The 18,646-nt window shown below is 71.5% G+C and carries 20 protein-coding genes; 12 read left to right on the top strand and 8 right to left on the bottom strand.

Going from position 1 to position 18,646, the window contains the following annotated elements; genetic code table 11:
• Positions 1-15 precede the first annotated feature (15 nt).
• Genes IO39_RS49165 through truB form a run of 4 tightly spaced genes read left to right on the top strand, consistent with a single transcriptional unit; the run spans position 16 to position 2,731 of the window.
• Positions 16-312, top strand: coding sequence for a DUF503 domain-containing protein (locus IO39_RS49165; RefSeq protein ID WP_043640895.1), 297 nt, complete (start codon positions 16-18; stop codon positions 310-312).
• 39 nt (positions 313-351) lie between these two features.
• On the top strand, positions 352-822 hold the full coding sequence (gene rbfA, locus IO39_RS49160; protein ID WP_043640892.1) for a 30S ribosome-binding factor RbfA: 471 nt from the start codon (positions 352-354) through the stop codon (positions 820-822).
• Positions 819-1,859, top strand: coding sequence for a DHH family phosphoesterase (locus tag IO39_RS49155; RefSeq protein ID WP_043640890.1), 1,041 nt, complete (start codon positions 819-821; stop codon positions 1,857-1,859). Before rbfA ends, IO39_RS49155 begins: the two co-directional genes overlap by 4 nt.
• On the top strand, positions 1,859-2,731 hold the full coding sequence (gene truB, locus IO39_RS49150; RefSeq protein WP_043640887.1) for a tRNA pseudouridine(55) synthase TruB: 873 nt from the start codon (positions 1,859-1,861) through the stop codon (positions 2,729-2,731). Before IO39_RS49155 ends, truB begins: the two co-directional genes overlap by 1 nt.
• A gap of 152 nt (positions 2,732-2,883) precedes the next feature.
• Here truB and IO39_RS49145 read toward each other — a convergent pair whose 3' ends face one another.
• Positions 2,884-3,903, bottom strand: a complete 1,020-nt coding sequence (locus IO39_RS49145) for a TRM11 family SAM-dependent methyltransferase (RefSeq protein ID WP_043640885.1) — start codon at positions 3,901-3,903, stop codon at positions 2,884-2,886.
• 93 nt (positions 3,904-3,996) lie between these two features.
• Between IO39_RS49145 and IO39_RS49140 the strand changes: the two genes are divergently transcribed.
• The gene (locus tag IO39_RS49140) at positions 3,997-4,911 is read left to right on the top strand and encodes a bifunctional riboflavin kinase/FAD synthetase (RefSeq protein WP_043640882.1); all 915 of its coding nucleotides are present in this window, start codon (positions 3,997-3,999) and stop codon (positions 4,909-4,911) included.
• A gap of 233 nt (positions 4,912-5,144) precedes the next feature.
• Here IO39_RS49140 and IO39_RS49135 read toward each other — a convergent pair whose 3' ends face one another.
• Positions 5,145-5,753, bottom strand: coding sequence for a TetR/AcrR family transcriptional regulator (locus IO39_RS49135; protein ID WP_043640879.1), 609 nt, complete (start codon positions 5,751-5,753; stop codon positions 5,145-5,147).
• Between the two features lie 60 nt (positions 5,754-5,813).
• On the opposite strand from IO39_RS49135, the gene IO39_RS49130 reads away from it, so the two are divergent.
• The 6 genes from IO39_RS49130 (at position 5,814) to IO39_RS49105 (ending at position 11,981) form a co-directional block, all read left to right on the top strand.
• Entirely contained in the window at positions 5,814-6,221 is a 408-nt protein-coding gene (locus IO39_RS49130; RefSeq protein ID WP_043640876.1) for a VOC family protein, read from the top strand.
• A gap of 156 nt (positions 6,222-6,377) precedes the next feature.
• Entirely contained in the window at positions 6,378-6,647 is a 270-nt protein-coding gene (gene rpsO / locus IO39_RS49125) for a 30S ribosomal protein S15 (protein ID WP_043640874.1), read from the top strand.
• Positions 6,648-6,945: 298 nt separating this feature from the next.
• On the top strand, positions 6,946-9,276 hold the full coding sequence (locus IO39_RS49120) for a polyribonucleotide nucleotidyltransferase (protein WP_043640871.1): 2,331 nt from the start codon (positions 6,946-6,948) through the stop codon (positions 9,274-9,276).
• A complete protein-coding gene (locus tag IO39_RS49115; RefSeq protein WP_043640869.1) occupies positions 9,273-10,583 on the top strand; it encodes a M16 family metallopeptidase in 1,311 nt (436 codons plus the stop codon). Before IO39_RS49120 ends, IO39_RS49115 begins: the two co-directional genes overlap by 4 nt.
• 9 nt (positions 10,584-10,592) lie before the next feature.
• Entirely contained in the window at positions 10,593-11,330 is a 738-nt protein-coding gene (gene dapB / locus IO39_RS49110; protein WP_043640866.1) for a 4-hydroxy-tetrahydrodipicolinate reductase, read from the top strand.
• A 171-nt stretch (positions 11,331-11,501) separates the two neighbouring features.
• Positions 11,502-11,981: a GNAT family N-acetyltransferase gene (locus IO39_RS49105; protein WP_052424349.1), complete on the top strand. Its 480-nt coding sequence runs from the start codon at positions 11,502-11,504 to the stop codon at positions 11,979-11,981.
• 109 nt (positions 11,982-12,090) lie between these two features.
• Here the strand turns inward: IO39_RS49105 and IO39_RS57305 are convergent, their stop codons facing one another.
• The 6 genes from IO39_RS57305 to IO39_RS49075 form a co-directional block, all read right to left on the bottom strand.
• Complete coding sequence (locus IO39_RS57305) at positions 12,091-12,810, bottom strand: GAF and ANTAR domain-containing protein (protein WP_157549928.1); 720 nt, start codon at positions 12,808-12,810, stop codon at positions 12,091-12,093.
• Positions 12,811-12,933: 123 nt separating this feature from the next.
• Positions 12,934-13,932, bottom strand: coding sequence for an adenosine deaminase (locus IO39_RS49095; protein ID WP_043640861.1), 999 nt, complete (start codon positions 13,930-13,932; stop codon positions 12,934-12,936).
• 9 nt (positions 13,933-13,941) lie between these two features.
• Positions 13,942-14,817 (bottom strand): 1,4-dihydroxy-2-naphthoate polyprenyltransferase, encoded by an 876-nt coding sequence (locus IO39_RS49090; protein WP_043640858.1) that lies wholly within the window; start codon positions 14,815-14,817, stop codon positions 13,942-13,944.
• A gap of 15 nt (positions 14,818-14,832) precedes the next feature.
• The gene (locus IO39_RS49085; protein ID WP_043640856.1) at positions 14,833-15,441 is read right to left on the bottom strand and encodes a GNAT family N-acetyltransferase; all 609 of its coding nucleotides are present in this window, start codon (positions 15,439-15,441) and stop codon (positions 14,833-14,835) included.
• A 44-nt stretch (positions 15,442-15,485) separates the two neighbouring features.
• A complete protein-coding gene (locus tag IO39_RS49080; RefSeq protein WP_043640854.1) occupies positions 15,486-16,007 on the bottom strand; it encodes a CGNR zinc finger domain-containing protein in 522 nt (173 codons plus the stop codon).
• A gap of 281 nt (positions 16,008-16,288) precedes the next feature.
• Positions 16,289-17,689 (bottom strand): aminotransferase-like domain-containing protein, encoded by a 1,401-nt coding sequence (locus tag IO39_RS49075; RefSeq protein ID WP_043640852.1) that lies wholly within the window; start codon positions 17,687-17,689, stop codon positions 16,289-16,291.
• Between IO39_RS49075 and IO39_RS49070 the strand changes: the two genes are divergently transcribed.
• The gene (locus IO39_RS49070; protein ID WP_052424348.1) at positions 17,688-18,611 is read left to right on the top strand and encodes a DMT family transporter; all 924 of its coding nucleotides are present in this window, start codon (positions 17,688-17,690) and stop codon (positions 18,609-18,611) included. The two genes, IO39_RS49075 and IO39_RS49070, sit on opposite strands and share 2 nt — an antisense overlap.
• The last annotated feature ends 35 nt before the right edge of the window (positions 18,612-18,646 follow it).

Below are 18,646 nucleotides of genomic sequence, written 5' to 3'. Positions count from 1 at the left end.
CGGTGGTTGCCAACGATGTATGTGGGTGCTCTGACCCTGGACATTCTGCTCGGCGACGTCAGGTCGCTGAAGCAGAAGCGCTCTGTCGTACGCCCGCTGATCGCCGAGCTGCAGCGCCGTTATCCCGGCATCGCGGTGGCTGAGACCGGACATCTCGACCTGCATCGCAGAGCCGAGGTCGGCGTGGCGGTCGTTTCCGCCTCCGCGGGTAACTGCAAGGAGGTGCTGGACGCCTGCGAGCGCATGGTGGCCTTCCGCCCCGAGATCGAGCTGCTGTCGGCCCGGCACCGGCTCTACAACGACGAAGATTGAACGACTGCACGGCCAGGTCGTGCGTGAGGGGGAGCGAACATGGTGGATGCAGCACGAGCGCGCAAGCTCGCCGACCGCATCCAGCAGATCGTCGCCGAGATGCTGGAGCGCCGGATCAAGGACCCGCGTCTGGGCTTCGTCACCGTGACCGACACCCGCGTCACCGCTGACCTGCGCGACGCGACCGTGTTCTACACGGTGTTCGGCTCGGAGGCGGAGCGGGCCGACAGCGCCGCCGCCCTCGAAAGCGCCAAGGGGATCATCCGCTCGGAGGTCGGCCGGCAGACCGGGGTGCGCTTCGCCCCGACGCTGACGTTCAAGCACGACCCCCTGCCCGACAGCGCGCGCCACCTGGACGACCTGATCATGGCGGCGCGGGCGCGCGACGCCGAGGTGGCCAAGCAGGCCCAGACCGCCTCCTACGCCGGCGAGCCCGATCCCTACCGCAAGCCCGACGAGGAGGAGGACGCCGAGCTCGGCGCGGAGAGCGGCAGGGACGATCAGGCGTGACGCCCGACGTGCGCGACAGGGCCGACCGCCCGGCCAGCCTGGAGCGGCGTCCGGCGGACGGCGGCCCGATCCCCGAGTCCTCGTGGGACCGGGCGCTGCGGCTGATCGGCCAGACCGACGAGGTCGCGCTGGCCTGCCACGTGACGCCCGACGGTGACGCGCTCGGGTCGATGCTGGCCGTCGGGTTCGTGCTGCGCGCGATGGGCAAGCGGGTGGTGGCCTCCTTCGGCGACCGGCACTTCGCGGTGCCCAGGCTGCTGCGCTTCCTGCCCGGGCAGGAGATGCTGGTGCCGCCGGACGACTACCCGGCGGCGCCCGAGCTGATGATCGTCTTCGACTGCTCGACGTTCGAGCGGGTCGGGCTGCTGGGCGCCAACGCCGCCTCGGCGCGCGAGGTGATCGTGGTCGACCACCATCCGTCCAACTCAGGGTTCGGCACGCTCGACCTCATCGACGCCCAGGCCGCGGCCACCGCCATGCTGGCCGAGCAGCTCGTCTACCGGCTCGGCGGGCGGCTCGACCGCGACATCGCCACCTGCCTGTACGCCGGGCTGGTGACCGACACCGGGTCGTTCCGCTACTCCTCGACCACGCCCGCCGTGCACCAGATGGCGGCCAGGCTCGTGGCGACCGGGCTGCGCACCGACGAGATCGCCCGCGAGCTGTGGGACCGTTCCCCGTTCGGCTACCTCAAGGTGCTGGCCCACGCCCTGGAGCGGGTGACGCTGGAGGGCGGGCTGGTGTGGACGTACGTGTCGCGGGTCGACCGGGCCGCGTACGGGCTGCCGTACTCCGAGCTCGAAGGCATCATCGACATCGTGCGCCGCACCGACGAGGCGCAGGTCGCGGTCGTGCTCAAGGAGGACGACCACGGCGACTGGCAGGTCTCGACCAGGTCCAAGGGCGCCGTCGACGTGGCCGCCGTGTGCGCGGCCCTGGGCGGCGGCGGCCATCACAACGCGGCCGGGTACACCTCCTACGACACCGTGGAGGAGACCATGGCGAAGTTCCGGCGCGAGCTGGGGAAGGTTTCCTGATGGCCGAGAGCGGTCTGATCATCGTCGACAAGCCGGGCGAGTGGACCTCGCACGACGTGGTGGCCAAGATGCGGCGCATCGCGGGCACCCGCCGGGTGGGCCACGCCGGCACGCTCGACCCGATGGCGACGGGCGTGCTGGTGGTCGGCGTGGAGAAGGCGACCAGGCTGCTCGGGCACCTGACGCTGACCGAGAAGGTGTACGAAGCGACCATCAGGCTCGGCGTGCGCACCAACACCGACGACGCCGAGGGCGAGGTCGTCGCCACGGCCTCGGCGGCCGGCGTCACGGCGGCCGAGGTGCACAAGGGCGTCGCGGCGCTGACCGGCGAGATCATGCAGGTCCCGCCGCAGGTCAGCGCGATCAAGGTGAACGGGCAGCGGGCGTACAAGATGGCCCGGGCGGGCGAGGCGGTCGAGCTGCGGGCGCGGCCCGTCACCGTGCGGGCGTTCGACGTGCTCGACATCCGCGCGGACGGTGACGTCGTCGACGTCGACGCGGTCGTGACCTGCTCCAGCGGCACCTACATCCGCTCGCTCGCCCGCGACCTGGGCGACGCGCTCGGGGTGGGCGGGCACCTGACCAGGCTGCGGCGCACGCGGGTGGGCCCCTACGACCTGTCGCTGGCCAGGAGCGTCGAGCGGCTCGCCGAGGAGTGCGTGATCCTGCCGATCGGCGAGGCGGTGGCGGCGGCGTTCCCGCGCAGGGACGTCGCGGCCGAGGAGGCGCGCGTGATCGGGCACGGCGGGCGGCTGCCTGCCGTGGGGCTCGGGCCGGGGCCGATCGGCGTGTTCGGTCCGGAGGGTGAGCTGCTGGCGCTGGTGGAGGAGCAGGGCCGGGTGGCCAAGCCCCTCGCCGTCTTCGTCGGATGAGCCGTGGGGATGAGCCGCGGGGATGAGCCGCGGGGATGAGCCGCGGGGATGAGCCGCGGGGATGAGCCGTTTCGCGGGCCGCGGCATCCGCTTGGCGGCTCGCGACGGTGTGGCGCGCGGCGGTCAGGAGGCCGCCGGTCCGCGTGCGGCGGTCAGGACGGTTTGCGGGCCACGATGATGTCGCGCACGATCGCCTGGTCCACCCAGTGCTCGAAGTCGGGGTAGTCCATCACCTCCAGGCCCGCGTCGGTGAGGATCCTGGCCAGCTCGGCGCTCTTGCCGCCGTAGGTGTTCCACGCGATGCCCATCGCGCCGCCGGGACGCAGCAGCTCGGCCCAGACGGGCACGGACCTGCCGAGCAGCTCCAGCGGGCTGCGTGACAGGCCGGCGCCGCCCTTGCTGCCGTGTTGCACGCCGTAGGGCGCGTCGGTGGCCAGGACGTCGAACGAGCGCGGCTTGAAGAACTCGCGGCTCTTGAGCGTGTCGGCGTTGACCACCGTCAGGCGCTGCACGTCACCGGACTTCACGGCCTCCTTCGACAGGCCGAACGTGACGTTGAACCGCCGCCCCACCAGCGCCCGCTCGCGGCGCACCGGGACGGTCTCGGCCGTGTGCTTGAGCCGCCTGTTGCGCAGCCAGGTCTTGATGAAGCCGCTGTAGGCCTCGAAGTCCTTGCCGTCCACGTCGATGCCGTAGGCGTCGTAGCCGTACATGAGGGCCTGGTTGAGCGTCGTGCCGCGGCCGCACAACGGGTCGAACACCGACAGGCCGTCACCCAGCCCCTTGTCGGAGGCCAGCGCGGTGACGTTGAGCAGCAGCTTGGTGAAGTGCTCGTTGGTCTTGCCGGCGTATTTCTGGATCGTGATCAGGTCGCTGCTCAGCCGGTCGCGGGAGCGCATCTCCAGCGGCCTGAGCAGGTCTCCCTCCACGCCGAAGATCGCGTAGACGGAGGAGAGGTTGGACAGCAGCCGGACGTCGGGCTCGCCGAGCGGGCGCGCGGTCTCGAACGTCACGTAGGGCACCCCGCCGATCCGCCGCTCCGCGCTGTCCAAGATCTCGCCGTCGAGGGCGCGCGCGCTGAAGACGGCCAGCTCGGCGCGGGTCAGCCGGACGGAGCTCTCGCCGTAGACCCGGTTGAAGGCAGGCAGGATCAGAAGCGCGTAACGAGGCATGATGCCCGATGATAGCCCCCTCGATTGGAGCCGGCGGCGATCCGCGTGGCAGGCTTGTACGCGTTGATCCGGGGACGAGCGAATGGGGCCGGCGTGCAGGGTTCGGAGAGGTCTGTCGTCACCATCGGCGTGTACGACGGGGTCCACCGCGGTCATCAGCGGGTGGTCGGGCGGGCCGTGGCCGTCGCCCGCGAGCGGGGGCTGCGCAGCGTGGCCGTCACGTTCGTGCCGCATCCCGACGAGGTGGTGCGGCCCGGCACGCATCCCGACCGGCTGACCAGCCCGCGGCGCAGGGCCGAGCTGCTGGCCGGGCTGGGCGTGGACGAGATCGACGTGGTGGAGTTCACGCTCGGGCTGTCGCGGCAGAGCGCCGAGGAGTTCACCCAGGACGTGCTGGCCGAGCGGCTGCGGGCCGCGGCGGTCGTGGTGGGGGAGGACTTCGTGTTCGGGCAGGACGCCAAGGGCGACGTGGAGACGCTGCGCGCGCTGGGCGAGCAGCACGGCTTCACGGTCGAGGCCGTGCCCAGGATCGACGGCGTCTCCTCGACCGCGATCCGGGAGCGGATCGCCGAGGGCGACGTGGCCGGCGCGATGGACCTGCTCGGGCGGCCGCACCGGGTGGAGGGCGTGGTCGTGCGCGGCTACCAGCGCGGGCGGCAGCTCGGCTTCCCGACGGCCAACGTGGAGACGCCTCAATACACCGCGATCCCGGCCGACGGGGTCTACGCCGGGTGGCTGGAGTGCGTGCCGGTGGCCAACCTGCCCGCGGTGTACGAGGGGGAGCGGTGGCCGGCCGCGATCTCGGTCGGGACGAACCCGACGTTCGAGGGCGTGCCGCGCACGGTGGAGGCGTACGCGCTGGACCGGGACGACCTGGAGCTGTACGGCGTGCACGTGGCGGTGGAGTTCGCGGCGCGGCTGCGCGGCAACACGCGCTTCGATTCCATCGAAGCGCTGATCGCCCAGATCCACGCCGACGTCGACGCCACCCGGCGTCTCACCGGCTGATCTCCTTTCGATCTCCTTCTTCTGTTACGGCAGTGCCGTGGCCTGGCCGATCTCCTTCCGTTACGGCGGTGCCGTGGCCTGCCAACCGCCGTAGCGGGCCGGCGCCCGTCCAGGGAAACGCCCGCTGACCGGTCAGTGGCGCGCCGCCGTTACGGCGCGCACTCTTGACCGTCGACGTGGTTCGGCGAGGGCGTCTGGGCCGATCGGATGGTCCGGCGAGGCGTCTGGGCGGGTTACGCGGGCTCGTGGTGCCGGAGGCCGTCGAGCAGGTGGGACAGGGCCGCGAGCGTGTCCTTCAGGTCGTCCGGGCCGGTGGACTCGGCCAGCCACAGCGCCGCCTCGTTCATCGCCCCCGACAGCAGCCGGGTGAGCGGCGCCACCGGCTGAGCCGGGATCGCGCCCGAGGCCAGCACCTCCGACAGCGCCTCCGCCAGATGGGCCGCCGAGGTGGCGGCGTCGATGGCGCGCCACTCGCTCCAGCCCAGCACCGCCGGCCCGTCGATCAGCATGATGCGCCGCACCTCGGGATCGGCGCTCGCCTCCACGAACGCCGCGCAGCCGGCCTTCAGCCGGTCCCACGGCGTGTCCGCCGCCTCCGCCGCCGCGACCACCCGGTCCGCCACCTCCCGCTGCACCTGCTCCAGAACCGCCAGGAACAGCGCCGTCTTGCCCTCGAAGTGGTGGTAGAGCGCCCCCTTCGTCACCCCGGACTCGCGCACGATCTCCGCCAGGCCCACCGCGGCGTAGCCCTTGGCCGCGAACAACCGCCTGCTCACCGCCAGGAGCGTCTGCCTGGTGCGTTCCTTCTGCGCGGCCCTGGTCACCCGTGCCCCCTTTGACATACCGATGGTATGCGAACTAGCGTACCTCCACATACCGACGGTATGTGAAAGGAAGGCATCATGCGTCTCAGCAGCTTCTATCCCGTGATCTGCACCGGCAAGGTCGCCGAGTCGAAGGAGTTCTACGTGCGGCTGTTCGGGTTCGAGGTGACGTTCGAGGCCGACTGGTACGTGAGCCTGCGGCGCGGCCCGTACGAGCTGGCCCTGCTCGATCACACGCACCCGACCCTGCCCGCCGCCTACCGCCGGCCGGTCGCGGGCCTGCTGCTCAACTTCGAGGTGGACGACGTGGACGCGGAGTGGGCCAGACTGGTCGAGGGCGAGGGGCTGACCCCCGAGCTGGCGCTGCGCGACGAGGACTTCGGCCAGCGCCACTTCATCGTGTCCGACCCCAACGGCGTGCTGGTGGACGTCATCACGCCCATCGCCCCGACCGGCGACTACGCGGCCGCCTACGTCACGGCGTGAGCCCGGGCATCACGGCCGAGGTGGTATTCTTGCATGTCGGCTCTGTAGCGGCGGCGCTGCGCGCTGCCATGACGGCCTTCACGCGGCGACTGTAGGCACGCACGGTCGTTCGCACTCCTGACTCATTCGCGCGTGTCCGTAGATCGAAGGAGAGCCGTGTCCCTCGACACCGCTGCCAAGAAGACCATCATCAGCGAGTACGCGACGACCGAGGGCGACACCGGTTCGCCCGAGGTGCAGATCGCGCTGCTCAGCAAGCGCATCAGCGAGCTCACCGAGCACCTCAAGACGCACAAGCACGACCACCACAGCCGTCGTGGCCTGCTGCTTCTCGTCGGTCGCCGGCGCCGCCTGCTGAAGTACCTGCAGAAGGTCGACATCCAGCGCTACCGGTCGCTCATCGAGCGCCTCGGCCTGCGCCGATAACATGAGAAGGGAGCGGCGCACGCGCCGCTCCCTTTCCCTATGGGGTAGGACCCCATACGGTCGGGCGCGTGGTGGCGTGAAACCACCCACGCGCCTGACGTACAACTGAATATCCGAGACACACAGCCCCCGCGTCCGCTCAGCACCATGCGACCCGCGACGCCTGCGGGCCGGTCCTCGGTAGTGGCTTCCGGTAAGAACGCACTTGACCGGGCGCTTCGATCGAAGACCGGCGCTGCACCTAACGAGGGTGCCGGTGAGAAAAGGGCGCGGGTGACCGACCACAAGGAGGTCCCCCGTGGAGGGTGTCCACACTGCTGAAGCCGTCATAGACAACGGCTCATTCGGCACGCGCACGATCCGGTTCGAGACCGGTCGCCTCGCGCGTCAGGCGGCCGGCTCGGCCGTCGCCTATCTCGACAACGACACGATGGTGCTCTCGGCGACCACCGCGTCGAAGACCCCGAAGGAACAGTTCGACTTCTTCCCGCTGACGGTGGACGTCGAGGAGCGCATGTACGCGGCGGGCCGCATCCCCGGCTCGTTCTTCCGCCGCGAGGGCCGTCCCTCCGAGGACGCCATCCTCACCTGCCGCCTGATCGACCGGCCGCTGCGCCCGTCGTTCGTCAAGGGCCTGCGCAACGAGGTCCAGGTCGTGGCCACCGTCATGGCGCTCAACCCCGAGCACCTCTACGACGTCGTCGCCATCAACGCCGCGTCCCTGTCCACCCAGCTCGCCGGGCTGCCCTTCTCCGGGCCGATCGGCGGCGTGCGGGTGGCGCTGATCGACGGCCAGTGGGTGGCCTTCCCGACCCACCCCGAGCTGGAGCGGGCCACGTTCGACATGGTCGTGGCGGGCCGCGTGCTCGACGACGGCGACGTCGCGATCATGATGGTCGAGGCCGAGTCCACCAAGGACACGCTCAAGCTGGTCGCCGAGGGCGCGGTCGCGCCCACCGAGGAGACCGTCGCGCAGGGCCTCGACGCCGCCAAGCCCTTCATCAAGGTGCTGTGCGAGGCGCAGGCGCGCATCGCGCAGGTCGCGGCCAAGGAGACGGCCGAATACCCGGTCTTCCTCGACTACCAGGAAGACGTCTACGCCGCCGTCGAGGCCGCCATCAAGACCGAGCTGGCCGCCGCGCTGACCATCGCCGGCAAGCAGGAGCGCGAGAACGAGCTGGAGAAGGTCAAGGCGCTGGCCGCCGAGAAGCTCCTGCCCGAGTTCGAGGGGCGCGAGAAGGAGATCTCCGCCGCGTTCCGCTCGGTGATGAAGAAGCTCATGCGCGAGCGGGTCGTCAACGAGGGCATCCGCATCGACGGCCGCGGCACCAAGGACATCCGCGCCCTGTCGGCCGAGGTGCACGTGGTGCCCCGGGTGCACGGCTCGGCCCTGTTCGAGCGCGGCGAGACCCAGATCCTGGGCATCACGACGCTCAACATGCTGCGCATGGAGCAGGTCATCGACACGCTCAACCCCGAGCGGACCAAGCGCTACATGCACAACTACAACTTCCCGCCCTACTCCACCGGTGAGACCGGCCGCGTGGGCTCGCCCAAGCGCCGCGAGATCGGCCACGGCGCGCTCGCCGAGCGGGCGCTGATCCCGGTGCTGCCCAGCCGCGAGGAGTTCCCGTACGCCATCCGCCAGGTCTCCGAGGCGCTCGGCTCCAACGGCTCCACCTCGATGGGCTCGGTCTGCGCCTCCACGATGGCGCTGCTCGACGCCGGCGTGCCGCTCAAGGAGATGGTCGCCGGCATCGCGATGGGCCTGATCGGCGAGGGTGACACCTACGTCACGCTGACCGACATCCTGGGCGCCGAGGACGCCATGGGCGACATGGACTTCAAGGTCGCCGGCACCAAGGACGTCATCACCGCCCTGCAGCTCGACACCAAGCTCGACGGCATCCCCGCCTCCGTGCTGGCCGCCGCGCTCAAGCAGGCCAAGGGCGCCCGCCTGGCGATCCTCGACGTGATGCAGGAGGCGATCGACTCCCCGGCGGAGATGAACCCGACCGCGCCGCGCATCATCACCATCAAGGTCCCCGTCGACAAGATCGGCGAGGTCATCGGCCCCAAGGGCAAGATGATCAACCAGATCCAGGACGACACGGGCGCCGAGATCACCATCGAGGACGACGGCACGATCTACATCGGCGCCACCGACGGGCCCTCCGCCGAGGCCGCCCGCTCGGCGATCAACGCCATCGCCAACCCGCACATGCCGGAGGTCGGCGAGCGCTACCTGGGCACGGTCGTCAAGATCGCCGCGTTCGGCGCGTTCGTCTCGCTCATGCCCGGCAAGGACGGTCTGCTGCACGTCTCCCAGATCCGCAAGCTGCACGGCGGCAAGCGCATCGAGAACGTCGAGGACGTCATGAGCGTCGGCGAGAAGATCCAGGTCGAGATCGCCGAGATCGACGGCCGGGGCAAGCTCTCGCTGGTGCCGGTCGAGGTCATCGAGAAGGAGGCCGCCGAGAAGGAGGCGAAGGGCGGCGAGGCGCCGGCCGACGACTCCGACCAGCCCGAGGCCGCCGCTCCGGCCGCCGAGGACAAGCCCGAGCGGCCCCGCCGCACCCGTACCCGCGTGCGCAGCACCCGCAGCGAGGGAGACGACCGGAACTCGTGACGACGACCACGCTGCACCCCGGCAAGGACGGAGCCGGGGTGGTAAGGCGCACCGTCCTCCCGGGTGGGCTGCGCGTGGTGACCGAGACCATGCCGACCGTGCGAAGCGTCGCGGTCGGCATGTGGGTCGGCATCGGCTCGCGTGACGAGGCCCCCGAGCACATGGGGGCCACCCATTTCCTCGAACACCTGCTGTTCAAGGGCACGCCCACGCGCGACGCGATGGAGATCTCCGCCTCCATCGAGGGCATCGGCGGCGAGATCAACGCCTTCACCGCCAAGGAATACACCTGCTACTACGCGCGGGTCCTCGACGAGGATCTGCCGATCGCGGTCGACGTGCTCGCCGACGTCGTCACCAGCTCTTTGGTGACCGAGGAGGACGTCGAGTCCGAGCGTGGCGTGATCCTCGAAGAGATCGCCATGCACGACGACGACCCCTCCGACGTGGTGCACGAGCAGTTCGCGGCCGCCCTGTACGGCGACTCGCCGATCGGCCGGCCCATCCTGGGCACGGTCGAGTCGATCAACGCCCTCGGGCGGGATCGCATCGCCGAGTACTATCGCCGCTACTACCGGCCTCGCGCCACCGTCGTGTCGGTGGCGGGCAACGTCCGGCACGAAGAGGTCGTCGAGCTGGTCGCCCGGGCCTACGAGCGGGCGGGCGCGCTCACCGGCCCCGCCGAGTTCGCCCCGCCGCGCACCAGCGGCCCCGGCGCGGAGACGCACTCCGGCGTCAAGGTGCTCGACCGGCCCACCGAGCAGGCCAACCTGGTGCTCGGCACGACCGGCCTGTCACGCACCGACGACCGCAGGTTCGCGCTCGGCGTGCTCAACGCGGCGCTCGGCGGCGGCATGTCGTCGCGGCTTTTCCAGGAGATCAGGGAGAAGCGCGGCCTGGCCTACTCCGCCTACAGCTACACCTCGGCCTACGCCGACACCGGGCAGTTCGGCATCTACGTCGGCTGCCTGCCGTCGAAGATCGACGACGTGCTCAAGATCTGCCGGGACGAGCTGACCCGGGTCGTCACCGAGGGGCTGAGCGCCGACGAGATCATGCGCGGCAAGGGCCAGATGCGGGGCGGGCTCGTGCTCGGCCTGGAGGACACCGGCTCGCGCATGTCGCGCATCGGCAAGAACGAGCTGGTCTACGACGAGCTGATGTCGGTGGACGAGGTGCTGTCCCGCATCGAGTCCGTCACCTCCGACGAGATCTCCGAGGTGGCCGGCGACGTGCTCAACCGGCCCCTCACCCTGGCCGTCATCGGCCCGTACGGCGACAAGGACTTCGGCGACGCCGTTCGATAGGGTTTCCCTGTGATCAGGGTAGGTGTGCTCGGCGCCCAGGGGCGCGTGGGCGTTGAGGTGTGCAAAGCGGTCGAGGCGGCCACCGACATGGAGTTGGTGGCCGCGCTCGACAAGGACGACTCCATCGAGGGGCTGAGCGGCGCCGAGGTGGTGGTCGACTTCACCCACCCCGACGTGGTCATGGGCAACCTCGAATGGGCGATCGGCCACGGCGTGCATCCCGTGGTGGGCACGACGGGGTTCGACGAGGGGCGGCTGGAGACCGTGCGCGGGTGGCTGGCGGCCAATCCCGGCACCAACTGCCTGATCGCCCCCAACTTCGGCATCGCGGCCGTGCTCATGATGCACTTCGCGCAGCAGGCGGCGCGCTACTTCGAGTCCGCCGAGATCGTGGAGCTGCACCACCCCAACAAGGCCGACGCGCCCTCCGGCACCGCCCGCCGCACGGCGGAGCTGGTGTCCGAGGCGCGGGCCAAGGCCGGGCTCGGCGCGATGCCCGACGCGACGACCACCGCGCTCGACGGCTCCCGGGGCGCCGACGTCGGCGGGGTCCACGTGCACGCGGTGCGGCTGTCCGGGCTGATCGCGCACCAGGAGGTGCTGCTCGGCGGCGACGGCGAGATCCTCACCATCAGGCACGACACGATGAACAGGTCGGCGTTCACGCCGGGCGTGCTGCTCGGGGTGCGCAGGGTGCGCGAGCTGCCGGGCCTCACGGTCGGCCTGGAGCCGCTGCTCGACCTGTAGCCGGGCCTGCCGGGTCTCGTGCCCGGTCATGAGCGCACACGACGTGCCCACGGCCGCACGTGGTCGTGGGCACGTCGTGAGGAGAGGGTCCCGGCTCCGCACAGCCGGGCCTACGACCATCAACCCTAATACGAGCGGCGAGATCCACCCGAAACATGAGATCGTGTCGCCATGGTGCGATGGGCTGAAGCCGACGAGCTGGACGGGCTGGTCTCCATAGAGCTGGCCGCCGACCGGATGTTCGAGCAGGTGGGCATCGTCTTCCCGCCCGGCACCACGCAGATCGAAGAGGTGGACGATCCCGGGGCCGTGCTCGTCGAGGGCACACCGCCGGACGGGTTCGCGCTGGTCGGCTGGGTGGACGGCAACCTCCATCTGGAACAGCTCGCCGTACGCCCCGAGCGCATGCGCCAGGGCATCGGCGGCCGGCTGATGGAGGCCGTGATCGACCACGCCAAGGCCGCGGGCGCGCCGGGCGTGACGCTGACGACCTTCCGCGACGTGCCCTGGAACGCGCCGTGGTACGAACGGCACGGCTTCTCCGCGCTGCCCGAGGCGGCGTGGGGGCCGGAGCTGCGGGCGCTGGTGGCGCACGAGCGCGAGCTGGGCATCGAGGTCGCGCCGCGCGTGGTGATGCACCGGCCGTCCTGATCCGCAGGCGCCGTATCCGCGCATGAAAGTCCACGCGGCCGTGGCACGACCCCCAGCGACCGCCTGAGCGCGACGCAGAGGGACCTCGGGGTGCCGGAAGCGACCCCGGTCATGCCCGGCGGCGGACGACGTGCTGGGGCGGGTCCTCGAAGCGGGAGCGCTGCGCCGGCTCTCCGCTCACCTTCTCCACGATCGAGGCGGCGACCTGGTGCAGCTTGACGTTCCGGTCCTGGGAGACGTGGCGGAGGATCTCGAAGGCGTGCCGCGAGGTGCACCGCCGCTGCGCCATGACGATGCCCAGCGCCTGATCGATGACCGTGCGGGTGGTGAGCGCCTCCTTGAGCTGCGCCGCCACCTCCTTCGTACGGGCCGCGTCGAGCGCCGTACGGAAGATCACCCCGAGGTGCGCGGCGGTGACCTCGGCGGCGGTCACGGTCTCCGGGGCGAAGGCGCCGGCCCGCTCGGAGCAGACCGTGAGCACGCCCAGCGGCGCGCCCTCCGACTCCAGCGGCTCGCAGTGCACCGCGCGGATCCGCGGCGCCGCGACCGCCAGGCGCGGCCACCGCGTCTCGCCGGCCAGGTCGCAGGTCGTCACCGGCAGGCCCGTGCCGATCGCGTCGAGGCCGGGCCCCTGCCCCGCCGCCGACTGTAACCCGTCGAGCAGCCCAGCCCGCGCCGGCGAGCAGACCGCGGTGCGGATGCCTTCACCCGCGCAGAGCGCGATGCTGATCATCGGGCAGTCCGGCATCGCCCGCTCGGCGATGGCGAGGCAGTCGGCGAGAGCGCGCTCGAACTCTTCGATACCGGTGGGCAGACTGGGCCGGTTCACCACGAGCCCTCGCGATCGTCGTGTCGGTCAGCTCGGTCCTTGCCTGAGGTCCTTCCAGGCTACCGGTTCGGCGGCGCCGTCACGAGAGACCGGCGGCTCCGTCACGGCACGCCGGTGACGCCGTCACGAGGCGTAGGCGTCGACCTCGGCCAGGTAGGCGTCCTTGAGGTGGCGGGGCAGCCAGGTGATCTCGAAGGCGTTGCGCTGCAGCTGGGCCAGCTCCTCCCGGGTGAGCTGGAGAGCGTCCTGCAGGGCGAGGAGGTTTTCCAGCACGTAGCCGTCGAAGTAGGCCGGGTCGTCGGAGTTGATCGTCACCCGCACGCCCAGGTCCATCAGCTTGCGGATGCCCTCGGCCTGCATCGACTCGGTGACGTAGCCGTTGGAGATCGGGCAGCAGGTCAGCCCCGTGCCGCGCGCCAGCACCGTCTCCACCAGCCGCTGGTCCTCCAGGATGTTGACGCCGTGGTCGATCCGGTCGACCCCGATCTCCTCGATGGCCTGGCGGATGTGCTCGACCGCGTTGTCCTGGTCGACGTCGCAGTGCATGGTCAGCAGGTAGCCCTCCTGCCTGGCTCGCTCGTAGACGGCCGCGAACTTGCTCGGCGGGTTGCCCCGCTCGTCGGAGTCGAGCCCGACGCCGGCGATCCACTCCTTGTACGGCAGCGACTCCAGCAGCGTCGCCATTGCGTATTCGGCCTGGAAATCGCGCAGGAAGCACATGATGAGCTGGGCTCGCACCCCGAGCTGCGCGTGCGCGTCCATCAGCGCCCGCCGCAGCCCCCTGATCACCACGTCGAACGGCACCCCGCGCGAGGTGTGCGCCTGCGGGTCGAAGAAGATCTCCGCGTAGCGCACGTTCTGCTCGGCGGCCTTGCGCAGGTAGGCCATGGCCAGGTCGTAGAAGTCGGGCTCGGTGCGCAGCACCCGCATGCCCTCGTAGTAGATCGTCAGGAACGACGACAGGCTGTCGAAGGTGTAGGCGGCCCGCATCTCCTCGACGCTGGAGTAGGGGAGCTCCAGGCCGTTGCGCGCGGCCAGCTCGAACTTGAGCTCCGGCTCCAGCGTGCCCTCGATGTGCAGGTGCAGCTCGCACTTGGGCAGACCGGCGATGAAATCCTTCACCGTCTCACCTTAGAAGATGATCGCCAGCCCCACGGCGAACAGCGTTCCGTAGGCCAGCTGCAACTTGCCCGTCTGCTGCAGCACCGCGATGAGCGCCGGGCCCACCGCCTTGCCCAGCACGGCCCGGATGGGGGAGATCGCCAGCGGCGCGGCCAGCAGCACCAGCGCGGCCCACGGCGTGATCGGCACCATCGCCAGCGCCACCGCGAACGGCACCACCTGGCAGGCCACGTAGAGAGCGCGGGTGCGCTCGGCCCCCAGCAGCACCGCCAGCGTGCGCTTGCCCGACTGCCCGTCCGTGCCGACGTCGCGCAGGTTGTTGACCACCAGCATCGAGCACGACAGCAGCCCCACCGGGATCGAGGCGAGCAGCGCCGCCCAGCTCAGCTGCTCCGTCTGCACGTAGGCCGTGCCGACCACGGGCACGATCCCGAAGAAGACGAACACGGCCACCTCGCCCAGCCCGCGATAGCCGTACGGGTGCTTGCCGCCGGTGTAGAACCAGGCGGCCGCGATCGCCGCCGCGCCCACCAGCAGCACCCACCACGCCCGCGTAACCAGCACCAGGACGAGCCCCAGCACCGCCGCGAGCGCGAAGCAGGCCAGCGCGGCCGTCAGCACCTGCCGCGGCGCGGCGGCGCGGGAGCCGACCAGCCGCATCGGGCCGACCCGCTGGTCGTCGGTGCCGCGAACGCCGTCGCTGTAGTCATTGGCGTAGTTGACGCCGATCTGCAGCGACAACGCCACGAGCAGTGCCAGGACCGCCCGCCACCACACGAAGCCGCCTTCGCCGATCGCCACGCCGGTGCCCACCATGACGGGCACGATGGCGTTGGGCAGCGTGCGCGGGCGGGCGCCCGCGATCCATTGAGCGGGTGTTGCCATACCGTCGTTCTACCTCTAGCTGATGTCCGTCGTGAGCCTGACCATCCTGATCGGCCGGCCCATGTCGAGGACGCGCTCGGCCATGTCCTCGCCCCAGCCGGCCGACTCCAGGAAGCCCAGCACCGCGTAGTTGTCGGCGAACACCCAGGTGACGATCTGCCGGAAGCCGTCTTCCCGCAGGTAGTCGACCGTGGCGTTGAGCAGGCGGCTGCCGTGGCCCCTGCGCACGAAGTCGGGGTCGACCAGCAACGTCAGCATCTCGGCCACCACGCTGGGGTCGAGGTCGGGGTCTTCGGCGGGGGCGTGGGAGGCCAGGCCGACCACGCGCTCTCCGCCCCTGGGTGTCACCAGGGCGGCGCTGCCGCCCGCGCCGAGGGCGGGGAAACCCTCGGTGTCAAGAATGGTCTCCACCGCCACCAGCACGCGGTGCATGGGGCTGGGCGGGGCGACGATCGCCTCGTCCCATTGGCGCAGCCACATCTTCTCGGCCGCCGGGCCGGTCATCTGCTCGAGTGGGCCCTCGGGGAGGAAATCCCGATAGCCGTAGCGCCAGGCGCGGACCTGAGTGTTCGCAACCTGGAGCACATCCTCGCGCCGGGCCGCCCGGACGCCTACGTCTGCCATCTCGGCCCGCTCCTTCGCCTGCCGTCCATGCCACAAGGCACGAGTTACACCGTATCGGTGTTTGAGGCTTGGAGACGACGCGAACCCCGCTTCCTTGCCCGGTAAGCCCGTGTCTTGGTGCGGTTGCCGCATACCCGCATGGAACACCATGAGCGGGAACGGTTCTTCGACGAGTCGATGAACGCCCACTGACACGTTCCCTCCGCGCACACCTTGAGCCGATCCCACTCCGCCGCCGCCCCCGCCGCGGCCGCCGCGATCGCGGCCAGCCCTCCCCGCACGCCGCCCTCGGCGGGCGCCAGTTCGGGCGCTTCGCCCGTTCGTACCCTGACCTGCAGCGGCAGGGCCGGGAGGTCGGCGGCCTCGCGTCTGAGCGCGGCCCTGAGGCCCTCACGGAGGGCGTGGGCGGTCTGGAGGTCGTCGTCGGCGGCACGGTCGCGCGGGCCGATGAGGCCGCGCTCGCGCAGCCAGACGGCCAGCTCCGCGGGGGAGGACAGCTCGTCCGCTTGGGCTTCGACGTCGAAGGTGTTCACGAAGTCTCGGATGAGCTCCGCGGAGAACTGCATGGCGTCACTCTACTGTCCCGCGATCGCGCGCCGTCCCCGGCCACGAAGGGCCCGCCGTCCGTCGTGGGCCTGCCGTCCGTCGTGAGCCCGTCGTCCGTCACGGGCCCGCTGTCCGTCGCGGGCGCGACGGGGTGTCGGCCTCGCTCGGGGCTGAGGGGAGGTGGCGCGGGGCCGTCCTGTGGCGGGGTGTGCGGGGTGGCGCGGGGCTGTTCTGCGGCGGGTGGAGGCCGTATGGCGCCGGGGCGAGGTGGGCTTAGGGGGACGGGCTTAGCGGGGTGGGCTTATGCGCGCAGGCCGTTCAGGGCCTCGGCGAGTCTGCGGACCCCTTCGCGCAGCTCGGCCGGATGGGCGGCGGCGAGGTGCGTGAGCCGCAGCCGCGGCCCAGGGGGCTCCGACGGGTAGTACATCCTGCCGGGGCTCACCAGTACGCCGTTCCGCCTGGCCGCCTCCACCAGGGCGGTCTCGTCGGTCTCGGCGGGCAGCCGTACCCACAGGTGCATCCCGCCCGCGGGCAGCAGGTGCGGCTCGGCGGCCGGCAGGTGCGCGGCGAGCGCCGCCGCGAGCACGTCACGGCGGGCGGCGATCTCGGCGTGCACGGCGCTCAGATGCCGCTGCCAGGCCGGGGACCCCACGAACTCCAGCGCCGTCTCCTGCAGCGGCCGCGCCACGAAGAACGACTCCACGAGCTGGCTGGCCCGCAGCCGGTGCGCGGCGGGCCCGCGCGCTATCACGGCAGCCACCCGCATGCTCGGCGAGAGGATCTTCGTCAGCGAGCCGATGTGCACCACCGTGCCGTGCCGGTCCATGGAGGCCAGGGTGGGCGGCGGCTGCGGGGTCAGGTAGCGGGCGAAGTCGTCCTCCACCACGAACGCCCCCGCCGCCCTGGCCACCTGCAGCACCTGCTCCCTGCGCGCCGGCGGCAGCGTCGCGCCCGTCGGGTTGTGCAGCGTGGGCTGGCAGAAGAACACCCGCGCCCCGGTGACCGCGAACGCCTCGGCCAGCAGGTCGGGACGCACGCCGTCCCGGTCCATGGGCACGGCCGTGGCCCGCAGCCCCGCCGCCCTCGCCGCCGCCAGCGCCCCCGGATAGGTGGGCGTCTCGACCAGGACGGGCGTGCCCGGCGCGGCCAGCGCCCTGAACGCGTGTGTCAGCGCCGCCTGCCCGCCGCTCACGATCAGCGCGTCGGCCGCCGTCACCTCGCCCCCCGCCTGGGTCGCGAACCACCGCCGCAGCTCGGGCAGGCCCGCGAGGGGCGGCATGGCCCAGGCGTCCGGCCTGCGCACGGCCCGCGCCGCCGCGGCGGCGAGTTGCCTGTCCGGCCGCAGCCCCGGCCGCAGGTAGCCGCCGGTCAGCGGGACCACGCCCTCGGGCGCCGAGCCCAGCAGCACCGACACGGGCCCCTCGTCCACCGTGCGGTCGCCGAGGGCGACGGTCTGCCAGGACAGGTCGGGCGCGTCCTGCCCGTGGCTGAGCCGCGGCGCCACGAAGGCTCCGCTGCCCGGCCTCGTCACGACCCGCCCCTCGGCCGCGAGCTGCCCGATGGCCCGGGAGACGGTGACCGGGCTGACGCCGTGGCGGCGCATGATCTCCCTGCTGGACGGCAGGCGCGCGCCCGGCCCGAGCCGGTCGGCCTCCTCGCGCAGTATCGCGGTGATCTGGGCGATACTGCTATCGTTTTTCATGAAATATGAGAATAGCGCTATCGTCCTCGACGGAGTAGCGGTCCCCGGCGCGCCGGCCGGGCGCAGCCACGGCACGGCCCTGGCCCTCCTGGGCGTGCTGGCGTTCTCGGGCTCGCTGCCCGCCACCGACTTCGCGATCCGCGGCTTCGACCCCTGGCTGGTCGCGATCGGCCGGGCCGCCGTCGCGGGCGTCATGGCGCTGATCTGCCTCAAGGCCGCGGGGCGCCCCCTCGTACCGCCGCGGGCCGAGTGGCGCGCGTACGCCCTGATCTCCCTGGGCGTCGTCTTCGGCTTTCCCGTCTTCAGCAGCCTGGCTCTGGCGCTCGGGTCGAGCACGTCCCACGCCACGGTGATCGTCGGCCTCCTGCCGGCGGCCACGGCCGCCTGTGCCGTGCTGCGGGCCGGCGAGCGCCCGCGCCCGCTGTTCTGGGCCGCCTGTACGGCCGGAGCCGCGGCCATCACCACGTTCACCCTCGTCCAGCACGGCGGCGAACCGTCCTGGCCCGACCTGCTTATGATCGGCGCCCTGCTGTCCGCGGCCGTCGGGTACACCGAGGGCGGCCGCCTGTCCCGGCACACCCCCGGCTGGCAGGTCATCTCCTACGCCCTGGTGCTGTCGCTGCCGCTGACGGTGCCCGTCACCGCGGTCCTCGCCGCCGCCACCCCCATCACCGCCGGCCCCGAGGCCCTGGCCGGGTTCGCGTACGTCTCGGCGATCTCCATGTTCCTGGGCTTCATCCCCTGGTACGCCGGGCTGGCCAGGGGCGGGATAGCCAGGGCCGGGCAGACGCAGCTCGCCCAGCCGCTGATGACGCTGGTCTGGGCGTGGTTCCTGCTGGGGGAGCGCTTCGGGCCCGCGACGGTGCTGGCGGCCCTGGCCGTGCTCGTCTGCGTGGCCATCACCCAGCGCGCCCGTACTTGAAAGCCGTGACGCCGCCCCGCAGGATGGGAGAGGAG

The organism is Nonomuraea candida (genome assembly GCF_000725485.1).
GTDB classification, from domain to species: domain Bacteria; phylum Actinomycetota; class Actinomycetes; order Streptosporangiales; family Streptosporangiaceae; genus Nonomuraea; species Nonomuraea candida.
This window is presented reverse-complemented; position numbering and strand designations above follow the sequence as displayed.